18 protein-coding genes, 2 tRNA genes and 1 other RNA gene are annotated in these 22,899 nt (G+C 71.0%); 11 read left to right on the plus strand and 10 right to left on the minus strand.

Going from position 1 to position 22,899, the window contains the following annotated elements; genetic code table 11:
* Window positions 1-24: 24 nt before the first annotated feature.
* The 3 genes from OG219_RS23085 to OG219_RS23095 all read left to right on the plus strand — a co-directional run bounded on the left by OG219_RS23085 (window position 25) and on the right by OG219_RS23095 (window position 2,117).
* Window positions 25-1,413, plus strand: coding sequence for a sensor histidine kinase (locus tag OG219_RS23085; protein WP_266829365.1), 1,389 nt, complete (start codon window positions 25-27; stop codon window positions 1,411-1,413).
* Window positions 1,410-2,021, plus strand: coding sequence for a response regulator transcription factor (locus OG219_RS23090; protein WP_266829367.1), 612 nt, complete (start codon window positions 1,410-1,412; stop codon window positions 2,019-2,021). Before OG219_RS23085 ends, OG219_RS23090 begins: the two co-directional genes overlap by 4 nt.
* Window positions 2,022-2,044: 23 nt before the next feature.
* Window positions 2,045-2,117: transfer RNA gene (locus tag OG219_RS23095), tRNA-Gly, on the plus strand.
* Window positions 2,118-2,175: 58 nt separating this feature from the next.
* Here the strand turns inward: OG219_RS23095 and OG219_RS23100 are convergent.
* The 6 genes from OG219_RS23100 to ffs form a co-directional block, all read right to left on the minus strand.
* Window positions 2,176-3,075: a phosphoribosylaminoimidazolesuccinocarboxamide synthase gene (locus OG219_RS23100; protein ID WP_266829369.1), complete on the minus strand. Its 900-nt coding sequence runs from the start codon at window positions 3,073-3,075 to the stop codon at window positions 2,176-2,178.
* A 108-nt stretch (window positions 3,076-3,183) separates the two neighbouring features.
* On the minus strand, window positions 3,184-4,704 hold the full coding sequence (locus tag OG219_RS23105; RefSeq protein ID WP_266829371.1) for a N,N-dimethylformamidase beta subunit family domain-containing protein: 1,521 nt from the start codon (window positions 4,702-4,704) through the stop codon (window positions 3,184-3,186).
* Between the two features lie 831 nt (window positions 4,705-5,535).
* A complete protein-coding gene (locus OG219_RS23110) occupies window positions 5,536-7,380 on the minus strand; it encodes a hypothetical protein (RefSeq protein ID WP_266836196.1) in 1,845 nt (614 codons plus the stop codon).
* 355 nt (window positions 7,381-7,735) lie between these two features.
* Window positions 7,736-8,989 (minus strand): phosphoribosylamine--glycine ligase, encoded by a 1,254-nt coding sequence (gene purD, locus OG219_RS23115; RefSeq protein WP_266829373.1) that lies wholly within the window; start codon window positions 8,987-8,989, stop codon window positions 7,736-7,738.
* 122 nt (window positions 8,990-9,111) lie between these two features.
* Window positions 9,112-11,445 carry a DNA polymerase III subunit gamma and tau gene (locus OG219_RS23120; RefSeq protein WP_266829375.1) on the minus strand — a complete coding sequence of 778 codons (2,334 nt, stop codon included), beginning with the start codon at window positions 11,443-11,445 and terminating at the stop codon, window positions 9,112-9,114.
* 41 nt (window positions 11,446-11,486) lie between these two features.
* Window positions 11,487-11,585, minus strand: an RNA gene (gene ffs, locus OG219_RS23125) — signal recognition particle sRNA small type.
* A gap of 71 nt (window positions 11,586-11,656) precedes the next feature.
* Here ffs and OG219_RS23130 point away from each other — a divergent pair.
* The 4 genes from OG219_RS23130 to OG219_RS23145 all read left to right on the plus strand — a co-directional run bounded on the left by OG219_RS23130 (window position 11,657) and on the right by OG219_RS23145 (window position 14,260).
* A tRNA-Ser gene (locus OG219_RS23130) sits at window positions 11,657-11,744 on the plus strand.
* A 253-nt stretch (window positions 11,745-11,997) separates the two neighbouring features.
* Window positions 11,998-12,642, plus strand: a complete 645-nt coding sequence (locus OG219_RS23135; protein ID WP_266829377.1) for a dihydrofolate reductase family protein — start codon at window positions 11,998-12,000, stop codon at window positions 12,640-12,642.
* A gap of 221 nt (window positions 12,643-12,863) precedes the next feature.
* Window positions 12,864-13,148 carry a hypothetical protein gene (locus OG219_RS23140; RefSeq protein ID WP_266829379.1) on the plus strand — a complete coding sequence of 95 codons (285 nt, stop codon included), beginning with the start codon at window positions 12,864-12,866 and terminating at the stop codon, window positions 13,146-13,148.
* Between the two features lie 149 nt (window positions 13,149-13,297).
* Window positions 13,298-14,260 (plus strand): oxygenase MpaB family protein, encoded by a 963-nt coding sequence (locus OG219_RS23145; protein ID WP_266829381.1) that lies wholly within the window; start codon window positions 13,298-13,300, stop codon window positions 14,258-14,260.
* 280 nt (window positions 14,261-14,540) lie between these two features.
* Here OG219_RS23145 and OG219_RS23150 read toward each other — a convergent pair whose 3' ends face one another.
* The gene (locus OG219_RS23150) at window positions 14,541-15,434 is read right to left on the minus strand and encodes a helix-turn-helix transcriptional regulator (RefSeq protein WP_323183354.1); all 894 of its coding nucleotides are present in this window, start codon (window positions 15,432-15,434) and stop codon (window positions 14,541-14,543) included.
* A 367-nt stretch (window positions 15,435-15,801) separates the two neighbouring features.
* Here OG219_RS23150 and OG219_RS23155 point away from each other — a divergent pair, with 367 nt between their 5' ends.
* Entirely contained in the window at window positions 15,802-16,728 is a 927-nt protein-coding gene (locus OG219_RS23155; RefSeq protein WP_266829383.1) for an aldo/keto reductase, read from the plus strand.
* Between the two features lie 52 nt (window positions 16,729-16,780).
* Here OG219_RS23155 and OG219_RS23160 read toward each other — a convergent pair whose 3' ends face one another.
* From OG219_RS23160 to OG219_RS23170, 3 genes are all read right to left on the minus strand, one after another.
* Window positions 16,781-18,613, minus strand: coding sequence for a copper resistance CopC/CopD family protein (locus OG219_RS23160; protein ID WP_266829385.1), 1,833 nt, complete (start codon window positions 18,611-18,613; stop codon window positions 16,781-16,783).
* 77 nt (window positions 18,614-18,690) lie between these two features.
* Window positions 18,691-19,320, minus strand: coding sequence for a GNAT family N-acetyltransferase (locus OG219_RS23165; RefSeq protein ID WP_266829387.1), 630 nt, complete (start codon window positions 19,318-19,320; stop codon window positions 18,691-18,693).
* Complete coding sequence (locus OG219_RS23170) at window positions 19,310-21,397, minus strand: penicillin acylase family protein (protein WP_266829389.1); 2,088 nt, start codon at window positions 21,395-21,397, stop codon at window positions 19,310-19,312. The genes OG219_RS23165 and OG219_RS23170 overlap by 11 nt, the downstream gene beginning before the upstream one ends.
* Window positions 21,398-21,541: 144 nt before the next feature.
* Here OG219_RS23170 and OG219_RS23175 point away from each other — a divergent pair, with 144 nt between their 5' ends.
* The 3 genes from OG219_RS23175 to OG219_RS23185 all read left to right on the plus strand — a co-directional run bounded on the left by OG219_RS23175 (window position 21,542) and on the right by OG219_RS23185 (window position 22,880).
* Window positions 21,542-22,135 (plus strand): HhH-GPD-type base excision DNA repair protein, encoded by a 594-nt coding sequence (locus OG219_RS23175; RefSeq protein ID WP_266829391.1) that lies wholly within the window; start codon window positions 21,542-21,544, stop codon window positions 22,133-22,135.
* A 258-nt stretch (window positions 22,136-22,393) separates the two neighbouring features.
* Window positions 22,394-22,696, plus strand: coding sequence for a hypothetical protein (locus OG219_RS23180; protein ID WP_266829393.1), 303 nt, complete (start codon window positions 22,394-22,396; stop codon window positions 22,694-22,696).
* 52 nt (window positions 22,697-22,748) lie between these two features.
* The gene (locus OG219_RS23185; protein WP_266829395.1) at window positions 22,749-22,880 is read left to right on the plus strand and encodes a hypothetical protein; all 132 of its coding nucleotides are present in this window, start codon (window positions 22,749-22,751) and stop codon (window positions 22,878-22,880) included.
* Window positions 22,881-22,899: the final 19 nt, after the last annotated feature.

The following is a 22,899-nucleotide window of genomic DNA, read 5'->3' on the forward strand; positions in this document are numbered from 1 at the left end:
GCGTACGGGAGCGGGGGCGGGGCTTTGCGGAAGCCTGGGGTGTGGTGGCGGGGGAAGAGCACGCCGGCGAAGGTCGAGACGTATACGCGGTGGTCGTTCCACTTCCTCGCCCTGCTCGAGATCGCCTCCATCGGGCTCCCGGCGTTCGGCCAGTTGGGGTCGCGGTTCGGGGGCTTGACGCTCGCGGCGGTGTGCGTCCACGGTGCGTGCTGCGCCCTGACCGCGTCCCGGGCTCTCGACTGGACTCGGGGCATCCGTGATCAGCCCGTACGTCTCCTGTGGGCGCTCGGCGCGGTCACCGCGCTGATCACGGTCGGTGCGGCCGTCCTCACGGAGCACGGTTCCGGCGGCGATGACGCCGAATCCGCGGCGGCCATGCTGTCCGTGCTGGTGCCCGCTTTCGGTGTCGGGATCATCGCCCTCGGTATCCGCGACTGGCGGCGCGCGTTCGTCATGGTGATGGGCTCCGCGGTCGGCGTCGGGGGTGTCCTGGTCCTGGTGGGCGTCCCCGCTCCCGCCGCGCTGGGTGCGGCGGGAGCGGAGTTTCTCGCCACCGGGTTCATCGTGTTCACCTCCGTCCTCTCCGTCTGGCTGCTCAACACCGTCTACGCACTCGACGAGGCCCGCGAGACCCGCACCCGCCTCGCCGTCGCCGAGGAGCGGCTCCGTTTCGGGCGCGACCTGCACGACGTGATGGGCCGCAATCTCGCGGTGATCGCCCTGAAGAGCGAGCTCGCCGTCCAGCTGGCGCGGCGCGGACGGCCCGAAGCCGTGGAGCAGATGATCGAGGTGCAGCGCATCGCGCAGGAGTCGCAGCGGGAAGTGCGCGAGGTCGTACGCGGCTACCGGGAGGCCGACCTGGCTACCGAACTCGCGGGCGCCCAGGGCGTGTTGACGGCCGCCGGCATCGACTGCGAGGTCAGCGGCCCGGTGACCGGGCTGCCCGCGCAGGTCCAGGCGGCGCTCGGCTGGGTCGTACGGGAGGCGGCGACGAATGTGCTGCGGCACGGGGACGCGGGGCGGTGTTCGGTGTCGCTGCGGGTGACCGAGGGGCGGGGGGATGGGGGGCGGGTGACGCTGACCGTCGAGAACGACGGGGTGCCGGGGGAAGCGCGCGACGGGGAGTCGGGATCCGGGCTCGTGGGGCTTCGGGAGCGGCTGATGGAGGTGGGTGGGGTGTTGCGGGCGGGGGCTGTCGGGGACGGTGTGTTCCGGTTGGTGGCGGAGGTGCCGTTGCCTGGGGTTTCTGTGGCTGGTGCGGGGCCGGGTCCGGGTCCGGGTCCGGGGCCGGGTCCGGGGCCTGGTGGGGGCCAGGGTCTGGTTCCGGCTCCGGCTCCGGCTCCGGCTTCGGCTCCGGCTCCGGCTCCGGCTCCGGCTCCGGCTCCGGCTTCGGCGAGAGAGGTTGCGTCGTGACTTCCGTACGGCTGCTGCTCGCCGATGACGAACATCTGATCCGGGGAGCGCTCGCCGCGCTGCTGGCCCTGGAGGACGATCTCGTCGTGGTGGCCGAGGCGGCGACCGGGCCCGAGGCGCTGGCGATGGCGCGGGCGCACGCGCCTGATGTCGCCGTGCTGGATCTTCAGATGCCGGGGGCCGACGGTGTGAGGGTGGCCACATCGCTGCGGGCCGAACTGCCCGGTTGCCAGGTGCTGATCGTGACGAGTCACGGGCGGCCCGGGCATCTCAAGCGGGCACTTGCGGCGGGTGTGCGCGGGTTCGTCCCCAAGACGGTCAGCGCGCAGCGGCTCGCGGAGATCATCCGTACGGTGCACGCGGGAAACCGTTACGTGGACCCGGAGTTGGCCGCCGACGCGATCTCCGCCGGGGACTCGCCGCTGACCGCGCGCGAGGCCGAGGTGCTCGAATTCGCCGCGGACGGGGCGCCCGTCGCGGAGATCGCCGAGCGGGCCGCGCTGTCCCAGGGGACCGTACGGAACTATCTGTCGTCCGCCGCGACCAAGCTCGGGGCCGAGAACCGTCACACGGCGGTGCGTCTCGCGCGCGAGCGAGGTTGGGTATAGTTGCTCTCGCGCCACGGCGCAGCGCGGACGTAGCTCAGTTGGTAGAGCGCAACCTTGCCAAGGTTGAGGTCGCCAGTTCGAACCTGGTCGTCCGCTCAAGAGAAGGCAGCAGAAGGCAAAGGCCCCGGTCATCGACCGGGGCCTTTGTCGTGCGCTACGACCAGCTCGTACCCGTCAGGCGCTCGTACGCCTCGATGTACTTGGCGCGGGTCACGTCCACGATGTGCTGGGGCAGGGCCGGCGGGGGCTGCTCGCTCGCCCGGTCCCAGCCGGACTCGGCGGACGTCAGCCAGTCGCGCACGAACTGCTTGTCGTACGACGGCTGCGCATGGCCCGGCTCCCACTCGTCGGCCGGCCAGAAGCGGGACGAGTCCGGGGTCAGCACCTCGTCGGCGAGGATCAGGTTCTCGCCCTCGAAGCCGAACTCGAACTTGGTGTCCGCGAGGATGATTCCCCGGTCGCGGGCGATGTCGCGGGCGCGGCTGTAGACCGCGAGGGTCGTCTGCCGCAGCTGGGCCGCGGTCTCGGCGCCGACCTGGCGGGCGACCTCCTCGTACGACACGTTCTCGTCGTGCTCGCCGACCTCGGCCTTGGTGGCGGGGGTGAAGATCGGTGCGGGGAGTTCGGAACCGTCGGTCAGGCCCTCGGGGAGGGCGAGGCCGCAGACCGTGCGGGTCTGCTTGTACTCGGCGAGGCCCGAGCCGGTGAGGTAGCCGCGGGCGACGCACTCGACCGGGGTCATCCGCAGCGACTTGCAGATCAGGGTGCGGCCCTCCCAGTCGGCGGGGGCGCCCTGCGGGAGTTCGGTGCTCAGCACGTGGTTGGGGACCAGGTCGGCGAGCTGGTCGAACCACCACAGGGAGAGCTGGGTGAGCGTGCGGCCCTTGTCGGGGATCTCGGTCGGCAGCACCCAGTCGAATGCGGAGATGCGGTCGCTGGCGACCATCACGAGGTCGCCCGCCTCGTTCTGGTACAGGTCGCGCACCTTGCCGGTGTGCAGATGCACCAGACCCGGAACCTGAAGCGGTTCGGGCTTTTCAACGAATCCGGACACGGTTCCTCCGCGTGGTTCTGTCCAAGTGGCTCGATTCTCCCGTATGGGAGGAGTGGCTTTGGCCAGGGGGTGCGTGGGGTCCCCCATGGGGGGGTGCCTCATGCGGCTTCAGTCGTGTTTGCAGATGCGGTCCAATAGGTTGGCCGTGGCTCGCTGGATGCGGGGGTCCACATGGCCGGGGCGGTCCAGGGCCGGGGACCAGGCGAAGGTTCCGGAGGCGAAGACCAGGGCGCCGGACGGGGCGCGGTAGAGGGAGGTCTCCTGGTGGCGGGGGGTGCCCTCGCTGTCGGCGTACGGGGAGTGGGCCAGGAGGATGCGGCCCTGGTGCTCGGGGAGAGGGGTGCGGGGGAAGTAGCGGTCGGCCTCGCCCGCGACCATGCCGGTGAGCTCGTCGCCCTCGTGCGCGCCGGTCGCCTCCCAGAGCCAGTGGTCCGCGTTGCGGACGACCAGGGGGTGGGGGTCGGGGACCCGTCCCGCGTACTGGATGCCGATGAGTTGCTGTTCCGGACGGTCGATCTCACGCCACAGGGCCGGTTTTCCGGGGCCTCTGCGCTTGAGGCAGGTGAGCAGGCGGTCGGCGACGCCGGACGGGGACGGGCCCAACTCCACTTGCCAGTACATGGTGTTGGCGGAGAGGAAGACGAGCGAGGTGCCGTGCTCGCGGGCGAGCTCCGTGGTGCGGCGCATCGTCGGCGACCAGTACTCGTCGTGGCCCGGGAAGACCAGGCCGCGGTAACGGGTGGGGTCGACCCGGCCGGCGTGCAGGTCGCGGGCGTCGGCGTAGGCGAGGTCGTAGCCGTAGCGCTCGGCCCAGCGGATGAAGTCGTAGGCGTGGCCCACGTGGAGGGGGAGGCCCGCGCCCGCGTACGGGCGGTCGAAGGAGACCGTCGTCGCGGCGTCGGCCTCGCCGAGCAGGCGGCCGTTCTCGTCCCAGGCGTGGTAGAGGCTCGCCCCCGTGCGGCCGTCCTCCGGGTAGAGGTTGTACGCCTGCCAGGTGATGTCGGGGAGCAGGAGGAGCAGGTCGGCGGGGTGGTCGTCGCGGACCGTGAAGGGGACGTGGGAGCGGTAGCCGTCGACGGTGGTGAGTACGGCGACGTACGCGCCGATGTTCCAGTAGCTCGGGATCTGCAGGCGCCAGGAGAGCCACCAGTGGTGGCAGGAGACGGTGCGGTCCGCGGTGAGGGGCGGGGGCTGGACGATGCCGGAGAGGCGGGGGCTGGTGGTGATCTTTGACGCGCCGTCGCCTCCGTAGTGGCCGATGCGGTAGATGTCGACGCTGAATTCCTGCGGTGGGTCCACCGTGATGTGGAAGTCGATGGCCTCGCCGGGGGCGGCCGCGCCGGTGGAGGTGAAACCCTTGATCTGGCGGTGGACGTCGTCTGCGGAGCGGGGGCCTCCGGCTCGGGGGTGGGGGATGGCTCCCCTGGTGGCTGCCTTGCGGTCGCGTCCGGTGTCCTGGAGCTGGGTGGCGCCGGGGGCGTGGTCGATGTACCAGGGGACGACGTGCCCGGTGTCGTCGAAGTACTGCTCATCGCCGCGGAGCCATGGGACGGGGCCCTGTCCGAAGGGGTCCGTGACGGCGTGGGCGAGCGCTCCCGACTCCCACCGGCGAATCTGCTCCGACCCCATGCCTGCTCCCCTCCCTGTTGCCCCCGTCGTCCTTGTAAGCCCTTGCCGTGTGCGCGATCGGTCCCAGCACATCACATTACGCACGCACATCGTCACCGTTCGTCGCGAATTGGCGGGAGTGGAACGGGGGGCTCCGCCTGGGGGGCGCGGTGTCGCCTCCGGTTCGGTGGGGGGGCGGGGCCGGGGGCCGGTACATCCGCCCGTCGCCGACGGATCAGACCTTGGCCGAGCAGTGAGGCGTCCGGTGACGCGAACGTACGCGACGGGCATTTGATGTACCGGCCCCCGGCCCCTTCGGTGTGTGGGCGGCTGCGGGTGCGTTCTCGGCCGGGGGGACCGTCCAGCCCGTCCGCCGTCTGCGGGTGAGGAAGTGCCGTCCCGGTCCCCCGCCCACCCGTCGGGGCTGGGGTTTCAGCCTGTCCGGTGTTTGAGGACGAGGTATGCCGTCCCGATCCCCCACCCACCCGTGGGGGCTGTCTCTTCAGTCCCGGGGCGGGGAAGGTCTTTTCGGCCCGTCCGGCGTTTGAGGACCAGGTATGCCGTCCCGACCCCCCACCCACCCGTGGGGGCTGTCTCTTCAGTCCCGGGGCGGGGAAGGTCTTTTCAGCCTGTCCGGCGTTTGAGGACCAGGTATGCCGTCCCGACCCCCCGCCCACCCGTGGGGGCTGTGCCCTTCAGTCCCGGGGCTGGGAAGGTCTTTTCAGCCCGTCCGGCGTTTGAGGACGAGCCCTTCGGGCGAGCGGGGGTCTGGGGGCGGAGCCCCCAGGGGCAAGGGACGGGTAGGGGCGGAGGGGGCGAAAAAACTCACCCCACGGACGGCGGTGGCCGCTGTCAGACCAGGCGGACCGGTTTCTCTGGGCGGACGCCGAGGTGGCGGAGCCAGTCGCGGAGGGGGGCGGGGTCGCCGGATTCGACGAGGGTGAGGACGCGGGGGGTCAGATCGGCGGCGCGTTCGCCGTCGACGAGGAGGGACGGGCCGTCGAGCCAGTCGAGCCCCGGCGCGGCCCCCGCCGTGTCCATCGCGGCGCAGCACACCATGGCCGTCACATGGTCGGCCAGCAGCTCCCGCCCGGTCCGAGGCGGCTGAAGCGGGAAGAGGGGAAGCAGCATCCCGTCGTCCCAGAGAGCCCGGTCGGGCCCCTGGTCCGCGCCCCCGGCCGGCGACGCCGCAAGGTCCGGTGCCGCCGCCTCCTCACGAGCCAGCTCGGCACTGAGCCCCGCCGCAAGCGCAGCCGTCCGCTCGTTCCCGAGGACGAGTTCCGCGTCGTCCTCGTCCAGGCCTATGCCCATCTCCTCGTACGCACCCCCGCGATTGGTGGCAAGTGCGCCGGCGTCCAAGTCCGGGTTCGGACCCGGTGCGTGTGTGTCGTCGTCCGGTGACGTCATCAGGTGGTCCATCACCCGCGCCAGCGTGGGACCGCCCGAGTCGGGCGCCGCCGGATCCGTGGAGTGCCGGACGCCCAGCGCGTCCAGGACCCGGTGGAGGCGGGCCGCATCGGCACGCCATTTGCGGTCGACGACCTCGTCCGGGTACTCCAGCCAGTCCACGGGTGCCCAGTCGGGCCCGGGCTCTGCGGGACCGCCGTGGAAGAGGCGGGCGGCGAGGAGTGACGCCGCCTCGTCCACCGTGCCGGGCTCTTCGAGCAGGTCACACGCGGGGCGCTCGCCCAGCCGCGAGGTGAAGCCCTCGGCGAGGCGGTCACGGCGGGACAGTTCGGTGAGGGCCGCGACGACGCCCGCGTCCAGCCGGGACGGCCAGCGGCCCATCCGCCAGGCGGGCAGCGCGACGCGGGTCAGGAGCCGGTCCCAGCCCGCGTACGCCAGTCCCACCTGTTCCTGCGCGACGATCCGCAGGCCGTAGTCCACAGCCTGTGCACGCTCGGCCGCGGCGGCCGCCACGCCACGCTCCATTTCGGCCGCGTGGCCCCGGCAGCTGCGCAGCAGCAGGCGGGTCACCCAGCCGACACCGCCCAGCACCATGCGGGTCAGCGGGCCGCGGGTGGGCGCCGAGGTCACGGCCACGGCCGCGTCCAGTCCCCGTACGAAACGACGGGCCGCGGCTATGTCGGGGTGCGCCGACGGGCCCGTACCGGCGACGACCGGGGCCAGGACCGCGCGCAGTTCCCCGACGCGCATCCACCACAGGAAGGGGGAGCCGATGACGAGGACGGGGGCGGAAGGTGCCCGGCGGGGGCGCGCGGACAGGCCACGTACGCCGCGCAGGCCTTGCATGCCTTCCGCTTCGTCCCTGTCCCCGGGCGGCGGGCGGCCGTGCGCCAGGTGGGTGCGGTCCTCCAGCCAGCTGTCGCAGTCCGGGGTGAGCGCTATCGCCGAGGGGGCCGGGACGTCGAGACGGTCGGCCAGGTCGCGGACCATGCGGTAGAGGTCGGGCGCCGATTCCTCCGCGATGGCGACCGTGGGACTCATGGCCGGCCGGGCGCGGGCGACGACGAGCGCGATGCCCGCGGCGGCGAGGAGGACGAGGACGGCGACGACGGTCACTATCCAGCTGGTGGTGTCCCAGCCCTGGCCGGTGATGTGGCCCGTGGAGCCGCCGGCCAGCAGCACCACGGCGACGGCCGCGGGCAGCAGGGCGACGGCCAGCGCCCTGCTGCGGATACGCAGCACGGCGAGAGCCCGGGAGCGCGCGGACTGCGCGCCCACCTCCACACCCATACCGGTCACGACCGGACCTCACCCCCTACGGTCCGCCCCACCCGGGCTGCGTCGCAGCCCGCGCCGGCGGATGTCCTGGCGTTGCTCACTCCCCCACTGTGGCACCCGCCACCGACATCGCAATGCCGGTGGGCCAAGTGCCGGAACGCTTTCGCCGCACCCTAGTTGGGGCCCCGGCCCCCGTCAGCCGGATGGGGCATCGGTCACTCGATGGAATGGCTTTGGGGAAAGGTGGATGACGGTGGGCAATGATCAGGCCCCGGATTCCGTACGGAATCCGGGGCCCGGGGGACTGCCGACGGCCTGCCGACCCACTCGTGGCCGGTCAATGGCGCGTCACTGTGTTGACCAGGCTCTACGCCTCTGCCGCCGCCTTCGCCGCGATGTCCGTGCGGTGCTGCGAACCGTCGAGGCCGATGCGGGCGACCGCCGCGTACGCGCGCTCGCGGGCCTGGGTGAGGTCGGTGCCGGTCGCCGTGACGGAGAGCACCCGGCCGCCCGCGCTGACGACCGCGTCGCCGGCGCGCTTCGTCCCGGCGTGCAGGACGTACGCGTACGGCGCGTCCTGGGCCGCCACCTCGTCGAGCCCGGTGATCGGGTCGCCGGTGCGCGGGGTGTCCGGGTAGTTGTGCGAGGCGACGACCACGGTGACGGCAGCCGCGTCGCTCCAGCGCAGGGGCTCCAGGTCGGCGAGAGTGCCGTTCGCCGCGGCCAGGAGCACGCCGGAGAGAGGGGTCTTCAGGCGGGCGAGGACCACCTGGGTCTCGGGGTCGCCGAAGCGGGCGTTGAACTCGATGACCCGTACGCCTCGGCCGGTGATCGCCAGACCCGCGTAAAGCAGGCCGGAGAACGGGGTGCCGCGGCGGCGCAGTTCGTCGACGGTCGGCTGGAGGACGGTCTGCATGACCTCCTCGACGAGCTTCGGGTCCGCCCAGGGCAGGGGCGAGTACGCACCCATGCCGCCGGTGTTCGGGCCCTCGTCGCCGTCCAGCGCGCGCTTGAAGTCCTGGGCGGGCTGCAGCGGGACGACGGTCTCGCCGTCCGTGATCGCGAAGAGGGAGACCTCGGGGCCGTCGAGAAACTCCTCGATGACGACGCGGTCGCAGGCGTTGGCGTGGTCGCGGGCCTTCGCGAGGTCGTCGGTCACGACGACTCCCTTGCCGGCCGCGAGCCCGTCGTCCTTCACGACGTACGGGGCACCGAAGGCGTCGAGCGCCTCCTCGACCTCGTCGGGTGTCGTGCAGACGTACGAGCGCGCCGTCGGGACGCCCGCCCCCGCCATCACATCCTTGGCGAAGGCCTTGGAGCCCTCCAGCTCCGCCGCCTCCTTGGAGGGGCCGAAAACCGGGATGCCCGCCGCGCGCACGGCATCGGCGACCCCCGCGACAAGCGGGGCCTCCGGGCCCACGATCACCAGCTCGGCACCGAGATCGGCCGCCAGCGCGGCCACGGCGGCGCCGTCGAGGGCGTCGACCGGGTGCAGCTCGGCCACCTCCGCGATGCCTGCGTTCCCGGGGGCGCAGTACAGGGCGGTGACGTCGGGGTCGAGGGACAGGGAACGGCACAGGGCGTGTTCGCGGGCGCCGCTACCGATGACAAGGACCTTCACGGGGTCAGCCTAACCGCCGGGAGAGGGTGCCTTTGTGGGGGCTTCCGAAGCGGGGGGCCTGGAGGGATGGTGGGATCCTCCAAGGTGGGCCGCCGGACGGTGCCCCCTCGCCGTCCCCGGCTCTACTCGTTCGAGAACTCCTCCACCACCGTCGCGCCCAGTTCGCGGACGATCAGGTCGTAGCCCGAGAGGGCGGACTCGACGAGGTCCGGGTCGTCGTCCTCGGGAGTGTCGTCCTCGGGGGCGACCGGGGGTGGTTCGGGGGCGGCGGGAGCCGGGGTGGGTGCTGGGGCGGGCGCGGCCGGAGCGTGGTTCATGGACGGGCCCGGCGACGCGGCGGGGCGCGAGGCCGGGGCCGACTGCTGCTGGGGCGCGGAATGGGGGGCTGCCTGCGCCCCGCCGTATCCACCGCCGAACCCTGGACCGGCCGGAGCGGGCGGCGCCGAGCCGCCTGGACCACCGGAGCCGCCCGAGGTGTCGACGATCGCGTCGATCCTCCACTGGACGTTGAACTGCTCGGACAGCGCCTGCCGCAGCACCTCTTCGCTGCCGCTGCTCGCGAAGTTGTCCCGGGCGCCCGCGTTGACGAAGCCGATCTGCAGAGTCGTACCGTCGAACCCGGTGACCTGCGCGTTCTGGCTGAGCAGGATCCAGGTGAACCGGCGGCGGTTCTTCACCGCCTCCAGGATGTTCGGCCACAGCATGCGGGGGTCGGGGCCGCCGCTCGGGGGAGCCTGGGCTGCCGGTGGGGCGGCGGCAGGAGCCGGGGCGGGTGCCGCAGCGGAGGGTGCCGGGGCTGCGGGCGTAGCCGGTGGCTGGCCGCCGCCCGTGGGAGCCGCCGTCGGCCACCCGCCGGGACGCCGGCCACTGCCCGCGGCCGTCGCGGTGGGCCAGGCGCCGGGCGCGGCCCCCGACGGACCGGGGGGCGCCGGGGCAGCGGCGGGCGGTGGCGTGGCCGGGGCCTGCGGCTGCGGCTGCGGCTGCGGCTCAGCCACGGGGGGCGCAGGAGTCGCTGGAGGCGCGACCGGAGCGGCCGCGGGAGGAGCGACCGGGGCAGCGGAGTCAGGGGCCGACCCCGGCCCCGCCGCACGCACGGCGGCCCGAGCCGCTGCGACGCCACCGCCCGGTGGAACCGCGCCGCCCTGTCCTTGTACAGCCGCTGGAGCCGCCTGGCCGACCGGGGCCGGCGCCCCACCGTGCGCATGCCCTATCCCGTGCCCAGGCCCATGCCCATACCCATGCGCATCAGCCCCAGGCACGTACCCCATGGCAGGCGCACCCCCGCCGCCGGAGAAGTTCACGCCGCGCTCGATACGGTCCAGCCGGGCCATGACGGACCGCTCGTCCCCGTACGCAGCGGGAAGCAGCACGCGCGCGCAGATGAGTTCGAGCTGGAGCCGCGGCGAGGTGGCGCCACGCATCTCCGTCAGGCCTTCGTTGACGAGATCGGCGGAGCGGCTCAGCTCGGCGGCGCCGAAAACGCCCGCCTGGGCCTGCATCCGCTCCACGACGTCTACAGGGGCATCGATGAGCCCCTTCTCCGCGGCGTCCGGCACGGCGGCCAGGATCACCAGATCCCGCAGCCGCTCCAGCAGATCGGCGACGAACCGCCGAGGGTCGTTACCGCCCTCGATGACCCGGTCCACGACCTCGAAGGCCGCGGCGCCGTCCCCCGAGGCGAAGGCCTCGACAACCGAATCGAGCAGCGACCCGTCCGTGTACCCGAGCAGCGAGGTGGCCATGGCGTACGTCACACCGGCGTCGCCCGCCCCCGCGAGCAGCTGGTCCATGACGGACATGGAGTCACGCACGGACCCGGCACCGGCCCGTACGACCAGCGGCAACACCCCGTCAGCGACGGGAATGCCCTCCTGTCCACAGACCTCACCGAGGTACTCCCGAAGGGTTCCCGGCGGCACGAGCCGGAACGGGTAGTGGTGAGTCCGCGACCGGATCGTCCCGATGACCTTCTCGGGCTCGGTGGTGGCGAAGATGAACTTCAGATGCTCGGGCGGCTCTTCGACGACCTTGAGCAGCGCGTTGAAGCCGGCCGACGTGACCATGTGGGCCTCGTCGATGATGTAGATCTTGTACCGACTGCCGGCGGGCCCGAAGAAGGCCTTCTCTCGCAGGTCACGGGCGTCGTCGACACCACCGTGCGAGGCGGCGTCGATCTCGATCACGTCGATAGAACCCGGCCCGTTCCTGGCCAGGTCCCGGCACGACTGGCACTCCCCGCAGGGCGTCGGCGTCGGCCCCTGCTCGCAGTTCAGACACCGGGCCAGAATCCGCGCGCTGGTGGTCTTCCCGCACCCGCGCGGGCCGCTGAACAGGTACGCGTGATTGACCCGGTTGTTCCGCAGCGCCTGCTGCAACGGGTCGGTTACATGCTCCTGCCCGATGACCTCGGCGAACGACTCCGGGCGATAACGGCGGTACAGCGCGAGAGACGACACGCATACGAGGTTATAGGCGCCCACTGACAACCCGGACCGCAAACGCAAGCGCCCCCCACGCACCCGCCAGAGCCAACCTACCCTTGCTGCCTTCCGGCCCTGGGGGAGTTCAGTCAGATAGCGCCACGTGAGGGGCTCCGCACAGGGTACAGGATCTGAGCGGGGGGAACGAGTTCGCGAGCACTCCTCAACGTCTTGTATTGTTTGCCGCGGAGGATTCGCCTAGTGGCCTAGGGCGCACGCTTGGAAAGCGTGTTGGGGGCAACCCCTCACGAGTTCGAATCTCGTATCCTCCGCCAGTGCCTCACCGGGCACTAACGTTGAAGGGCCCCACCGTTCGCGGTGGGGCCCTTCAACGTTGCCCGTCTCATTTTTTGTCTCAGACGGCCTTGCGTTCCTGCCATCTGCGCCGTGTCGTTCGCCCCGGCTCCCCCAAAGACGCCAGGTTGACTTGTCAAAGTGACTGGAGTTGGGTGCCGCCGCAGCGATGAGTCTGCCGGCGCCCACGGGTCTACCTCCTGACCGAGAAAACCAATGCGTCGGGAGTAAGTCATGGGCCTCATCCACGTCGAGATGTTCGCAACGCTCGACCTCGTCGGGCAGGCGCCCGGCGGCCCCGACGAGGACCCGGTGGGGTTCCCGTTCGGCGGCTGGCAGGCGCCCCTGCTTGACGAGGCCACCGGGGCGCAGATCGGTGCCGCGTACGAGGGCACGGACGCTCTCCTGCTCGGCCGGCGGACGTATGACATCTTCGCCGCCTACTGGCCCCACCAGGAGGGTGGCGAGGACAACGAGATCGCCACCCTCTTCAACAGCGTCCCGAAGTACGTGGCCTCCCGCGGCAAGCCCGACCTCCCCTGGGCCGGGTCCACGCAGCTCGGCCCGGATCTGGCCGGCGCGGTACGCGAGCTCCGTGACAAGCATGAGCACGTGAAGGTCGTCGGGAGCCTGAACCTGGTGCAGACCCTCCTGCGCGAGAAGCTCTTCGACCGCCTCGACCTCTGGGTGCACCCCATCGTGCTCGGCGTCGGGAAGAAGGTCTTCGACGATGGCGCGGTACCCACGAACGTCACCCTCCTCGAACCGCCGGTAGCCGGACCGAAGGGCACCGTTTACCTGCGCTACGGGCTCGCCGATGGCACACCCGGGACGGGGGACATGAGCGCACCCGATCGCGGTGTTGGACGCGACGCCTGAAGCCGCCCCGGGGAAGTAGGAGGAGGAGAGCTCAACCGGCTCCCCGTCTTCTTCTTCAACCAGCAGTCGCCGGACGAGCACCTTGGTCCGCTTCGGGACACCGAGAAACGAAGCGCCCCGTGGAGGCACGGGCACCTGCCCGACCGTCCTAAATCGGTGCTCTGAGAGGCCGCGCGGGCCGGGCAGCAGTCGGCTACCGCAATGGCTGCCATCATCGTTGGATGACGGGCGGGCACCTACCGGCAGGGTGGACTCTGGAGGAGATCCGCAAGGTCTCCGGTGATCGGGAGGCCACAGCTCTCGACACCGATCGCGTAGTGACGTGGCTGGGCTGGCCGGCACCGGATGAACGGCTCTGTGCTGAGATCGTCTTGGGGTTCCATGGACTGTGTCTGGTGAAGCCGGTCAACGACGACGACTGGTACATGGGCAGTCTGAACGACGACGGCAGTATCGACTGCTGGAGCGCCTACGACGATCTCTATCAGGCGCTTCGTGGTCTGTAACTTCGAATCTCGTACCCTCCGCCAGTGCCTCACAGTGGGGTCACCCGCACGCCCGAACATCGACGTCACCAGCGGCTGCAACCGCCCGTACCGACGTCCTGCCGCTGCACAAGCTTCCGGAATCCGGCGTCGACGGGCATGGTCTGAGTATGGAAGCGATCAGTCAAATGGCGGACGGGGAGCGGGAGTTAGGGGACGAGGTGCCCGAGCCGCTCGGGCCGGAGTCGTTGACCTGGGAGTATCTCGGGGACTGGCGGGGGCTTCTCACCGCGCTGTGGGCCGGGTCCATGCAGAACATGCATCCCGGGCTGGGCGCGGGAGTTGAACAGCACTCGCGGTTCTTCGAGGAGCGCTGGCAGCGGCTGTTCCGTTCGCTCTATCCCATCAGCGGAGTCGTCTACGACGGCCCGCACGCATGGCGGACCGCGCTCGAGGTGCGCGGCTACCACGACCGGATCAAGGGCGTCGATGCGCAGGGCCGTCGGTACCACGCGCTGGACCCTGACACTTACTACTGGGCGCACTCCACGTTCTTCGTCAGCACGATCCTCATCGGGGAGCACTTCGCGGGCGGCATCGGTGAGGCGGAGAAACGCCGACTGTTCGACGAGCACGTGCAGTGGTACCGGATGTACGGCATGAGTATGCGGCCGGTGCCGGAGAGTTGGGAGGACTTCCAGCTCTACTGGAAGCACATGTGCGCGGAGGTGCTGGAGGACAACAAGGCCACCCGGGACGTGCTCGACATAGCCGGGCTCGCGAGGCCGCCGTTTCTGCCGTGGCTGCCGAACGCGGTGTGGCGTCCGGTCGGCTCGCTGATCGGGCGGACCTTCGTCTGGTTCACCATCGGGCTGTACGACGGGGAGGTCCGCGACCTGCTCGGCTTCACCTGGTCGCGACGCGACGCCCGGCGGCATCGAAGGACCTGCCAGCTGATCAACGCTGTGTTCAGGCTCCTCCCGCACGACCGCCGCTACCACCCGCGAGCCCGGGCGGCCTGGCGCCGCTCCCGCGGCGAACTCCCGGCGGACGCCGAGCCGGTTGCGACACCACGACGGAACCTTCCGCCGCTGCCCGAACTCGACGAGCCGGAGCACAATCCCGTGCATTAGCCGGAGCACTACCCGCGCCCGCTGTCCAGCGATCCCGGGATCTGAGGACCTGGCAGCGGTCGATGGCACCCCCAGGGGAACATCACCTCCGGATTGGTCGACGCTGGGCACTGGACACTGTTCTCGTCGTCCTCGCGACGTTCCTCGTCGTCCTCGCGACCAGAATCCGAGCGCTCAACGACTCTCTCCCTTGGAGTCCTTCGGCATGGCCATCGTCGAGACATGCCGTACGGCTTGACGGTTCACGTGGCCAGAGCAAGCAAGGACCGGGCGGTCCCCGTCAGTTGGCTCCGGCGGCGCTGCGGGCCGACCACTGGAGGAGGAAGCGCAGGGCTTCCTGGGACGGGGAGTCGGGCGGGGCGGTGTAGGCGACGAGCCGCTGGTCGGGCTGGGTGTCGACGGAGAGTTGCTGGACGTCGAGGGTGAGGGGGCCCGCCACCGGGTGGTGGTAGGTCTTGGTGAGTCGGCGGGGGCCGCGCACCAGGTGGCTGGCCCACCAGTTCCTGAAGTCCGGGTCCCGCACGCTCAGTTCGCCCACCAGCGCGGCCAGGGCCTGGTCGTCGGGGTGACGGCCCGCCTCCATCCGCAGCACCGCCACGCACTCGCGGGCCGCGCGCGGCCAGTCCGCGTACAGGGCTCGGAAGGCGTCGTCGAGGAAGGTCAGCCGGATCAGGTTCCGCTCGGCCGGGGGCAGCGCGCCGAAGTCGGTGAGCAGGGCGGTGGCCGCGCTGTTCCAGGCCAGTACGTCCATGCGGCGGTTCAGAACCATCGCGGGGGTGTCCCGCATGCCGTCGAGCAGCTGCAGCAGCGGCCGGCCGACCCTCTCCCCGGGAGGTACCCCGGGCCCGGCCGACTGCCGCGCGGGGGCGGTCTGCGTCACGTCGGCCACGGCGAAGAGGTACGCCCGCTCGTCCGGGGCGAGCTCCAGCGCGTCCGCGAGCGCGTCGAGGACCGGGCGGGACACCCGGCGGGTCCGGCCCTGCTCCAGCCGTACGACGTAGTCGATGCTCACGTGCGCGAGCTGGGCCAGCTCCTCCCGGCGCAGCCCCGGCACCCGGCGCAGGCGTCCGTCGTCCGGCACCCCCGCCCGACGCGGATCGAGCGCGGCACGGCGAGCACGCAGGAAGTCGCCCAGCTCGTTGCCGCCGGACAGCCCACCGGCCGGACCACCCAGCGGACGACTGGACGAGCCACTGGCCGGACCACTGGATCGACCACCTGGCGGACCACTGGCTGACCCACTTGCCGGACCACCGGGCGGACTACTGGCCGAGCCACTTGCCAGACCACCGGGCGGACCACTGGCCGAGCCACTTGCCAGACCACTGGACCCACCACCTGGCGGCCCACTGGCCGAACCACTGGACCGGCCCCCGAAACGGCCGCCGGATCGGCCCCCGGAACGACCCCCAGAAGAAGACGCACCACCATGCTGCTCCATGCCTCCAGTGTCCGCCGTACCCCACCCCCGTGCCTGGTACTGATCCGCATAGGCAGCACCCTCCCTGGCACCCCCACCACCACCGCACAACGCTGGACGCATGACAGAACACACACCCATACACGCACCCCCACCCACCCCCATACACACACCCATCACCCTCGGCGGCGACCTCCGGACCGGCCGTGTCGGCTACGGCGCGATGCGGCTCACCGGCAGTCACCTCTGGGGCGAGTACCCCGACCGCGACAGCGGGATCACGCTTCTGCGCAAGGCGGTCGAGGCGGGCGTGACCCTGATCGACACCGCCGACGTCTACGGTCCGCACACCAACGAGCTGCTGATCCGCGAGGCGCTTCACCCCTACCCCGAGGACCTGGTGATCGCCACCAAGGGCGGCTTCGTACGCGGTGGCCTCGACCTCACCTCGATCGACGCGGTCGGTAACGCCAACTACCTCCGCCAGTGCGCCCAGTTGAGTGCGCGGCGCCTCGGTGTCGAGCGGATCGACCTGTACTACCTGCACAGCGGCTGGGCGCGGGACGCCTCGTTCGAAGAGCAGGTCGGCACCCTGGCCGAACTGCGGCAACAGGGCGTGATCCGGCACATCGGCCTGTCGAACGTCACCCCCGAACAACTCCGTGCTGCCCGCGAGATCACCGAAATCGCCGCCGTGACCGCCCACTTCAACGTCGTCGACCGCCACGAGACCGCCCTGCTCGACGCGACCGTAGAAGCCGGCGCCGTCTTCGTCCCCTGGCAGCCGGTCTCCCTCACACGGCCCGGCACCCCCACGGACACCGACGGCCCGGAAGCGGTCCGCCGCGTCCTCGGCGCCGTCGCCGCCCGGCACGGCGCGACGGTCTCCCAGATCGCACTCGCCTGGCTGCTCGCCCGCTCACCCGCGGTCATGCCAATCCCCGGCACCACCAGCATCACGCACATCGAGGAAAACCTCGCCGCACAGGACCTCGAACTGACCCCCGAGGAGATCCAGTCGATCACCGACCTCACCCCGGAGAAATGAGGCAGCTACCAGCCGATTCCTAGCCGACAACTAACCGACTACTAACCGACTACTAACCGATGGTGACGGTCTTCGAGACCGTGACCTGGTCGATGTCCGTCGTCCGCACCGTGGCCTTCATCGTCCAGGTGCCGGCCAGCGGGAGGGTGAGGCCGTCGGTGGCCCAGTAGCCGCCCTTGTCCGTGAGCTGGGCGTCGATCGGGCCGACGTCCTGCTTCGGCAGCGTGAAGGTCAGGCGCAGTTCGGGGACGGTGGCGATCCCGCCGTCGGGCCCGAAGATCACGGCCTGGACGGAGTTCTCGCCCACCCGGCCGGGCGCCAGCTCGATCTGGACCTTGCCGCGCCCCCCGGGTGTACCGACGTCGAAGGGAATCAGCGTCGAGGACCCCGTGGGCTGCTCCGCCGCGGTGACCGCGGCCGCCGACTCGGTGGCCGCCCGCCCCGGCTGCGTACCGGTCAGCAAGGTGGTGACCACGAGGACCACGATCCCGACGCTGACCTCGGCAAGCACGGACCGACGCAGCCCCCGCCGATACGGACCGGCCTCTGCCACCGCCTCCTCCGTCACACCGGCGCGTACGCCCTTGGAGTCACCCGGCGCCCCAGGCTCCCCCGGCGCCCCGACCACTTCCGGCACCCGCTCCCGCTCCCGTTCCCGCACCACCACCGGAACAGATGCCGTGACGGCCGTCGCAGCCGTCGCAGCCAGCCGCCCCGTCCAGCGCCGCGAATACCCGGCCCCCACCAGCAGAAGCAGCACCGCGCACAGCTTGACGACGAGGAGACGGCCGTACGACGTCGAGGTCAGGGCGTCCCAGGAGCCGAGGCCGCGCCAGGACTGGTAGACGCCGGTGACGGCGAGGACGGTGACCGAGGTGAGGGCGAGTCGGGAGAAGCGGGTGACGACGGCTGCCGGGACCGGTTCGGCCGGGCGGTAGAGCGCGGTGAGCAGGGCGGTCAGGCCGCCGAGCCAGACGGCCATGGCGAGCAGGTGCAGTACGGAGGAGACCATCGCGACGGGGACCTGGATCCCGGCGGACGCGTGCTCGGCGGCGGCCCAGGTGACCGCGAGGCCGAGGGCGAGCAGCCCGCCCAGTGCCCCTATGACCGGCCTGCGCTCCCGTACTCGTACGGGATAGAAGGCCACCGCCCCCAGCAGCACCAGCCGCGCCACCAGCGCGATCCCGGGCCTGCTGGTCAGCGTCTCGCGCAGGACGGCCGGATCGACGGCCGCCGCGAGCCCGCTGCCCCGTTCGTACGGGCCGCGCAGGAGCAGCAGGGCGAGGGTGGAGACGAGCAGCGTCCACCAGCCGGCCAGCAGCAGGCGGTGCACGCTGCCCGGGAATCCGCAGGCCAGGACGAAGACGGCGGCGCCGATGAGCACGGCGAGGCCGCCGTACGCGACGTAGCGGGTGATGTCGTAGAGGTTGCCCGCGACGGTGTCCTCGGCGGATTCGGTGGGCAGGGCGGCGGTGGTCGCGGAGGGTTTGCCGATGGAGAAGGTGAAGGCGCCGGAGACCGGGTGGCTGTCCGCCGAGACGACCCGCCAGGCCACGGTGAAGGTGCCGGTGCCCATGTCGTCCGGGAGGGTCACGAGGGCGGTGTTGGAGCGGTCGCCCGCGTGCGCCGGCTTGCCCGTGTGGACGCGCCGGTTGTCCGGGGTGATCACGCGGAAGGAGTCGTCGAGGAGGCCGACGGACTCGGTGAACGTCAGCGTGATCTGCGTGGGCGCCTCCTTCACCACACTGCCGTCCTGCGGATCGGTGCCGGTCAGCGCGGCGTGCGCGGACGCCGCGCCCACCCCGCCGAAAAGCACCAGGCCGAGCACGGTGCCCAGCAGCGCCAGTCCCCGGACGATGTGCCGTCGCGCTCGCTGTCCGCTCACGTACCGTCTCCGTATCCGCATTCGCTCAGTCTCGGATACGTACGGCCGAAAGCGACGCCGTGCTCACCCGCCCCGCTTCAAGCCCTCCCCAAAGACCCCCCAAAGACCGTCTCTCGCGTCAGGAAGGCGAGCCGGGCGCGCTTCTCGGGCAGGTACACCTCGGGCAGATCGATCTCGGGCAGCACGATCTCCGGCCCCGGGACGAATCCCTGCCTGGTCAGACGGGAGATGGCCTTCGTGTTGCGTGCGTCGGGCTCGACGACGACCCGCCGCCGGTCAAGACCGGCCAGGACATACGTGGTGAACGCGGTCAGCAGCCCGGCGGACCAGCCCGGCCGCCCCCCGCCGGTCCCCGGGGGCCCGATCAGCAGATGGATCCCGATGTCCCCGTCCTCGACGTCGTAGCACTCGCTGACGCGGTCGGCCTCGGGCTCGTACGACTGGAAGAGCGCGGCCGGTTCGCCGTCCTTGAGCGCGAGGAAGGCGTGGTGGGTGTCGAGCGAGTCCAGGTGGACGTAGGTCTCCAGCACCTGCTCCTTGCTGAGCCCGTTCATGCCCCAGAACCTGGCCCGCTCCTCACTCACCCAGCCGTGGATGACGTCCAGGTCGGCATGCGGGTCGACGCGCAGGATGCGGACGGTCCCGAGCCCGTCGATGACCTGCTCGTGAAGGGCGACGCGGGCGGGTGCGTACGACTCAGTCGTCATGGTTCTCCTTGTTCCCCTGGGCCAGCTTGTCCCAGTCTGTGATCACCGGGGCCAGAACTCCCTCGACCCACAAGGGGAGTTGGTCACGATGGTGGACGGCCCCCGGAACACCGTCGGCACCGAGCGGCACCACCCAAAGGCTCTGGTCCCGGTCGGCCAGATCCCATACGTAACGGGCGGCAGGACCGCGCGCGGCAAGGTCGGTCACCCCCGGAACCGCCGAGGTGCACAGCACGCAGTCATGGTCACCCGAGAGCCCGGGTTCGTCGTACGCAGCACCGGCGAGCGCACGCCAGGGCGCGAGCCGGTGTGTATCCCCCCATGCACGCGGCGCCCAGCCGACCGCCACGTCCTCGACCGCAGCGCACACAACCGCCGCACGATCGATGCCGTACAACTCCTCGACCCTCAACAGGTTTTCGAGAGCAAAGCCGATACGCGGGGTGAGCGCGAGCCAGGGAAGAAAGACCTCCGGATACGCGGGCGGCTCGGCAAGAACGGCCAGCGCAGGCTCGGCCGCAAGCCGCCGCACAACAGCGCTACGAACCGCCGCGTACACCCCCGCCGATCCGCTGCCGGCATCCATCCGCCGATCCCAGGCGAGCAGTTGATCCCGCAACACCGCCCCCTCCGGACTCAGCCGCTGCCCACCACCCCCACCACCGTCGAGATGACCCAACAGGACGGCAGCGGAAGCGAGATGGGTGTCCACATGAATGGCAGCCATGTCAGAGGCGGCCCACTCGGCCCGAGACCCGAGAAGTTCGCGAATGCGCGAGGCCCGATGCGGCGCGGCGAACTCAACCCCAAGCACCTCCGCCAGCCCCCGCTGATTGGCCATGACAGCGATCTCGCCCACATCCACCCGGGGCATCTCATGCCAGCCCCGCCACTCCCTCCCCTCCTCCCAGGCGTCGACGACCCTCGTCCGGTTGCCCTCACTCCGCACCGGCACTCGTCCGGCGACCCGATGCAGCAACCCACCCGCAGTATCGGCGGCCTGAACAACATTGACGGGCTCGGCCCAGAGGTCGAACGCCCGGTCCACATCGGCGACTTCACGAGCCCGAAGAAGCGGAAGCAGCGCACTGAAGCCAAGATCTTCGGTAACGCGCGGCGGATAACGAAGACTGATGGACGGGCCCTCCCCGCCTCCCCCGATGACCACGGGCCCCCGCTCGGTCTCGATCACCTCGACCTCGACGGACTCGCCCCCGGCCACCTCCACCCGCTCCACATGCCGCGCCGCGACCCGCCACTCACCATCGGGCCCGAGCGCCTCGACGGACGACGAGGACGAGCCAACCCCCCGCAACCGCTCCCGGTAAAGGTCTTGATAGTCGGCCATGGCGTTCGTGATCGCCCAGGCGACATGGCCCGTGTGGCCGAAGTGGGCGATGCCCGGAACACCGGGAACGGCAAGGCCGACGACGTCGAACTCGGGGCAGGCCAGATGGATCTGCTGATAGACGCCGGGTTCCTCGATGAACCGGTGGGGATCGCCACCGATGACCGCGCGCCCAGTGGCCGTACGAGCACCGCTCACCAGCCAGCCGTTGCTGCCGGAGGTACCGTTCCCGTCGGTGGCGAAGAGTCCCACGGCCTCGGCACCGAGCCGCCGTACGACCTCCTCGCGCCAGAGCTTGGCCGGGAACCCGGCGAACAGGATGTGCGTGGCAAGCCAGACACCGAGCGGAGTCCAGGGCTCCCAGCGCCCGGGAACAAGCCCGGCCTCCGCAAATTCAGGCGCCCGCGGACCACCCTCCCCAAGCCCTTCATTGACGCCGTCCACATACGAGACGACCCACGCGGCAGTCTCGGGATCGCGTCTCTCCAGGGCGGCGAAACAGCGTCTGGCGGTGTCGTCGAGCCGGGCCTGCCGCGCGAACCGGTCCCAGGCAACGGCCTCGGCGCCGAGGAACGCGGCGGAGGTGCCCTGGGCGCGGTGCCGTTCGACCTCCAGCTGCCAGGCCCGGTCCACGGCGGTGGTACGACCCTGGGCGCGGGCGAGTTCGAGTGCACTGTCGGCACGCAGGTGCGGGATTCCCCAGGCGTCACGGTAGATCTCGACGGTCACGGCATATCCCCACTCTTCGCAGGTTAGGCTAACCTAACTTCCATTGGGGGGAAATCGTACGGGAGGGGTGGAGAGGCCATGACGGGGAGGGTGCGGTCCTCCTACTGGCGCGCGACCTGACCCCGTAAGCGGGATCATCGGTCCATGGACGTGACCCTTCACCTGGCCCAGCAGCCCGAGGCCGACGAACTCCTCGGACGCAGTCCGCTCGCCGCCCTCGTCGGGATGCTCCTGGACCAGCAGGTTCCGATGGAGTGGGCGTTCGCGGGCCCGTACACGATCGCCCAGCGCATGGGCCGGAACGACCTGGACGCCCACGAGATCGCCTCGTACGACCCGGATGCCTTCGCCACCCTCCTCTCCACCAAGCCGGCCGTACACCGCTATCCCGGTTCCATGGGCAAGCGCATCCATCAGCTGTGCCAGTACCTCGTCGAGCACTACGACGGAGACGCCACCGCCGTCTGGAAGGACGCCGAGACCGGCGACGAACTCCTCCGGCGCCTCAAGGAACTCCCCGGCTTCGGTCCGCAGAAGGCCCAGATCTTCCTGGCCCTCCTCGGCAAACAGCTCGACGTCCGGCCCAAGGGCTGGCGCGAAGCCGCAGGGCCCTACGGCGAGCCCAAGTCCTTCCGCTCGGTCGCCGACATCACCGGCCCCGAGTCCCTCGCCAAGGTCCGAGCCCACAAACAGGAGATGAAGGCAGCGGCAAAGGCAGCAAAGGCCTCCGGCAAATAACGCCAAGCCCCCCACCCCCAAGCCCCCACGTCCCCGCAGCCGGACGACAACGGAAGGGGGCGTGTCGGTACATCAAATGCCCGCATCCGAACGGATCCGGAACACACGTCCACTGATCACCCACAGTCGATCCGTTCGGATGCGGGCGGATGTACCGGCGCGCCCCCGACCCACCCACCGGCACCGGCCGTACGCCAAGAGGGCGGATCTGCCCCCCACCGGATGAACCACCGGCCCCCGACGGGGACATGACGTGTCATGAAGCTACGGGTGCTGGTCCTCCTGGTCGTCGCGATCCTCGCGACCACCCCGCACCCCGCCGCGCTCACCGCGACCCCCGCCACGATCACCACCGAGGCCCCGGCCGCCGAACCCGACGTACTCGACACGGCCCTGCGCCCACCCGCCCGCCAGGGCAACCGCCCCGCACCCTCCCTGCGCCCCGCGCTCCGCACCAGGGCGGCCCACCCGGCACCAGAGCCGCACCCCCTCCCCGTACAGGCGCCCCCGTCGCACAACCCCACCCTGCACGCCCTGCGCTGCGTGGTCCTGCGCTGCTGACGGACCCGGCCTCCGGACCCGTCACTCACCAGCGAACGCAAAGGACACACCCATGCCCAAGGACCCGTACGCGGTCCTGCGCGCCCTGCTGCGCGCAGACGCCGTACGCAACGCACCCAAGCCGGAACCCCGCCGAGGCCCGGCCGAACAGAAGGCACCCCCGAAGAAGACCGGAACCAACTGACACAAAGGTGGCCGCCCCT

This window comes from Streptomyces sp. NBC_00038 (genome assembly GCF_026343635.1).
Taxonomy (GTDB): domain Bacteria; phylum Actinomycetota; class Actinomycetes; order Streptomycetales; family Streptomycetaceae; genus Streptomyces.

Coding starts and splice junctions, on each gene's coding strand:
- OG219_RS23105 (WP_266829371.1), bottom strand. CDS start 4,704: ATGGGGTCGGAGCAGATTCGCCGGTGGGAGTCGGGAGCGCTCGCCCAC.
- OG219_RS23175 (WP_266829391.1), top strand. CDS start 21,542: ATGGACGTGACCCTTCACCTGGCCCAGCAGCCCGAGGCCGACGAACTC.
- OG219_RS23155 (WP_266829383.1), top strand. CDS start 15,802: ATGACAGAACACACACCCATACACGCACCCCCACCCACCCCCATACAC.
- OG219_RS23185 (WP_266829395.1), top strand. CDS start 22,749: ATGCCCAAGGACCCGTACGCGGTCCTGCGCGCCCTGCTGCGCGCAGAC.
- OG219_RS23180 (WP_266829393.1), top strand. CDS start 22,394: ATGAAGCTACGGGTGCTGGTCCTCCTGGTCGTCGCGATCCTCGCGACC.
- OG219_RS23135 (WP_266829377.1), top strand. CDS start 11,998: ATGGGCCTCATCCACGTCGAGATGTTCGCAACGCTCGACCTCGTCGGG.
- OG219_RS23140 (WP_266829379.1), top strand. CDS start 12,864: ATGACGGGCGGGCACCTACCGGCAGGGTGGACTCTGGAGGAGATCCGC.
- OG219_RS23165 (WP_266829387.1), bottom strand. CDS start 19,320: ATGACGACTGAGTCGTACGCACCCGCCCGCGTCGCCCTTCACGAGCAG.
- OG219_RS23110 (WP_266836196.1), bottom strand. CDS start 7,380: ATGGGTGTGGAGGTGGGCGCGCAGTCCGCGCGCTCCCGGGCTCTCGCC.
- OG219_RS23145 (WP_266829381.1), top strand. CDS start 13,298: ATGGAAGCGATCAGTCAAATGGCGGACGGGGAGCGGGAGTTAGGGGAC.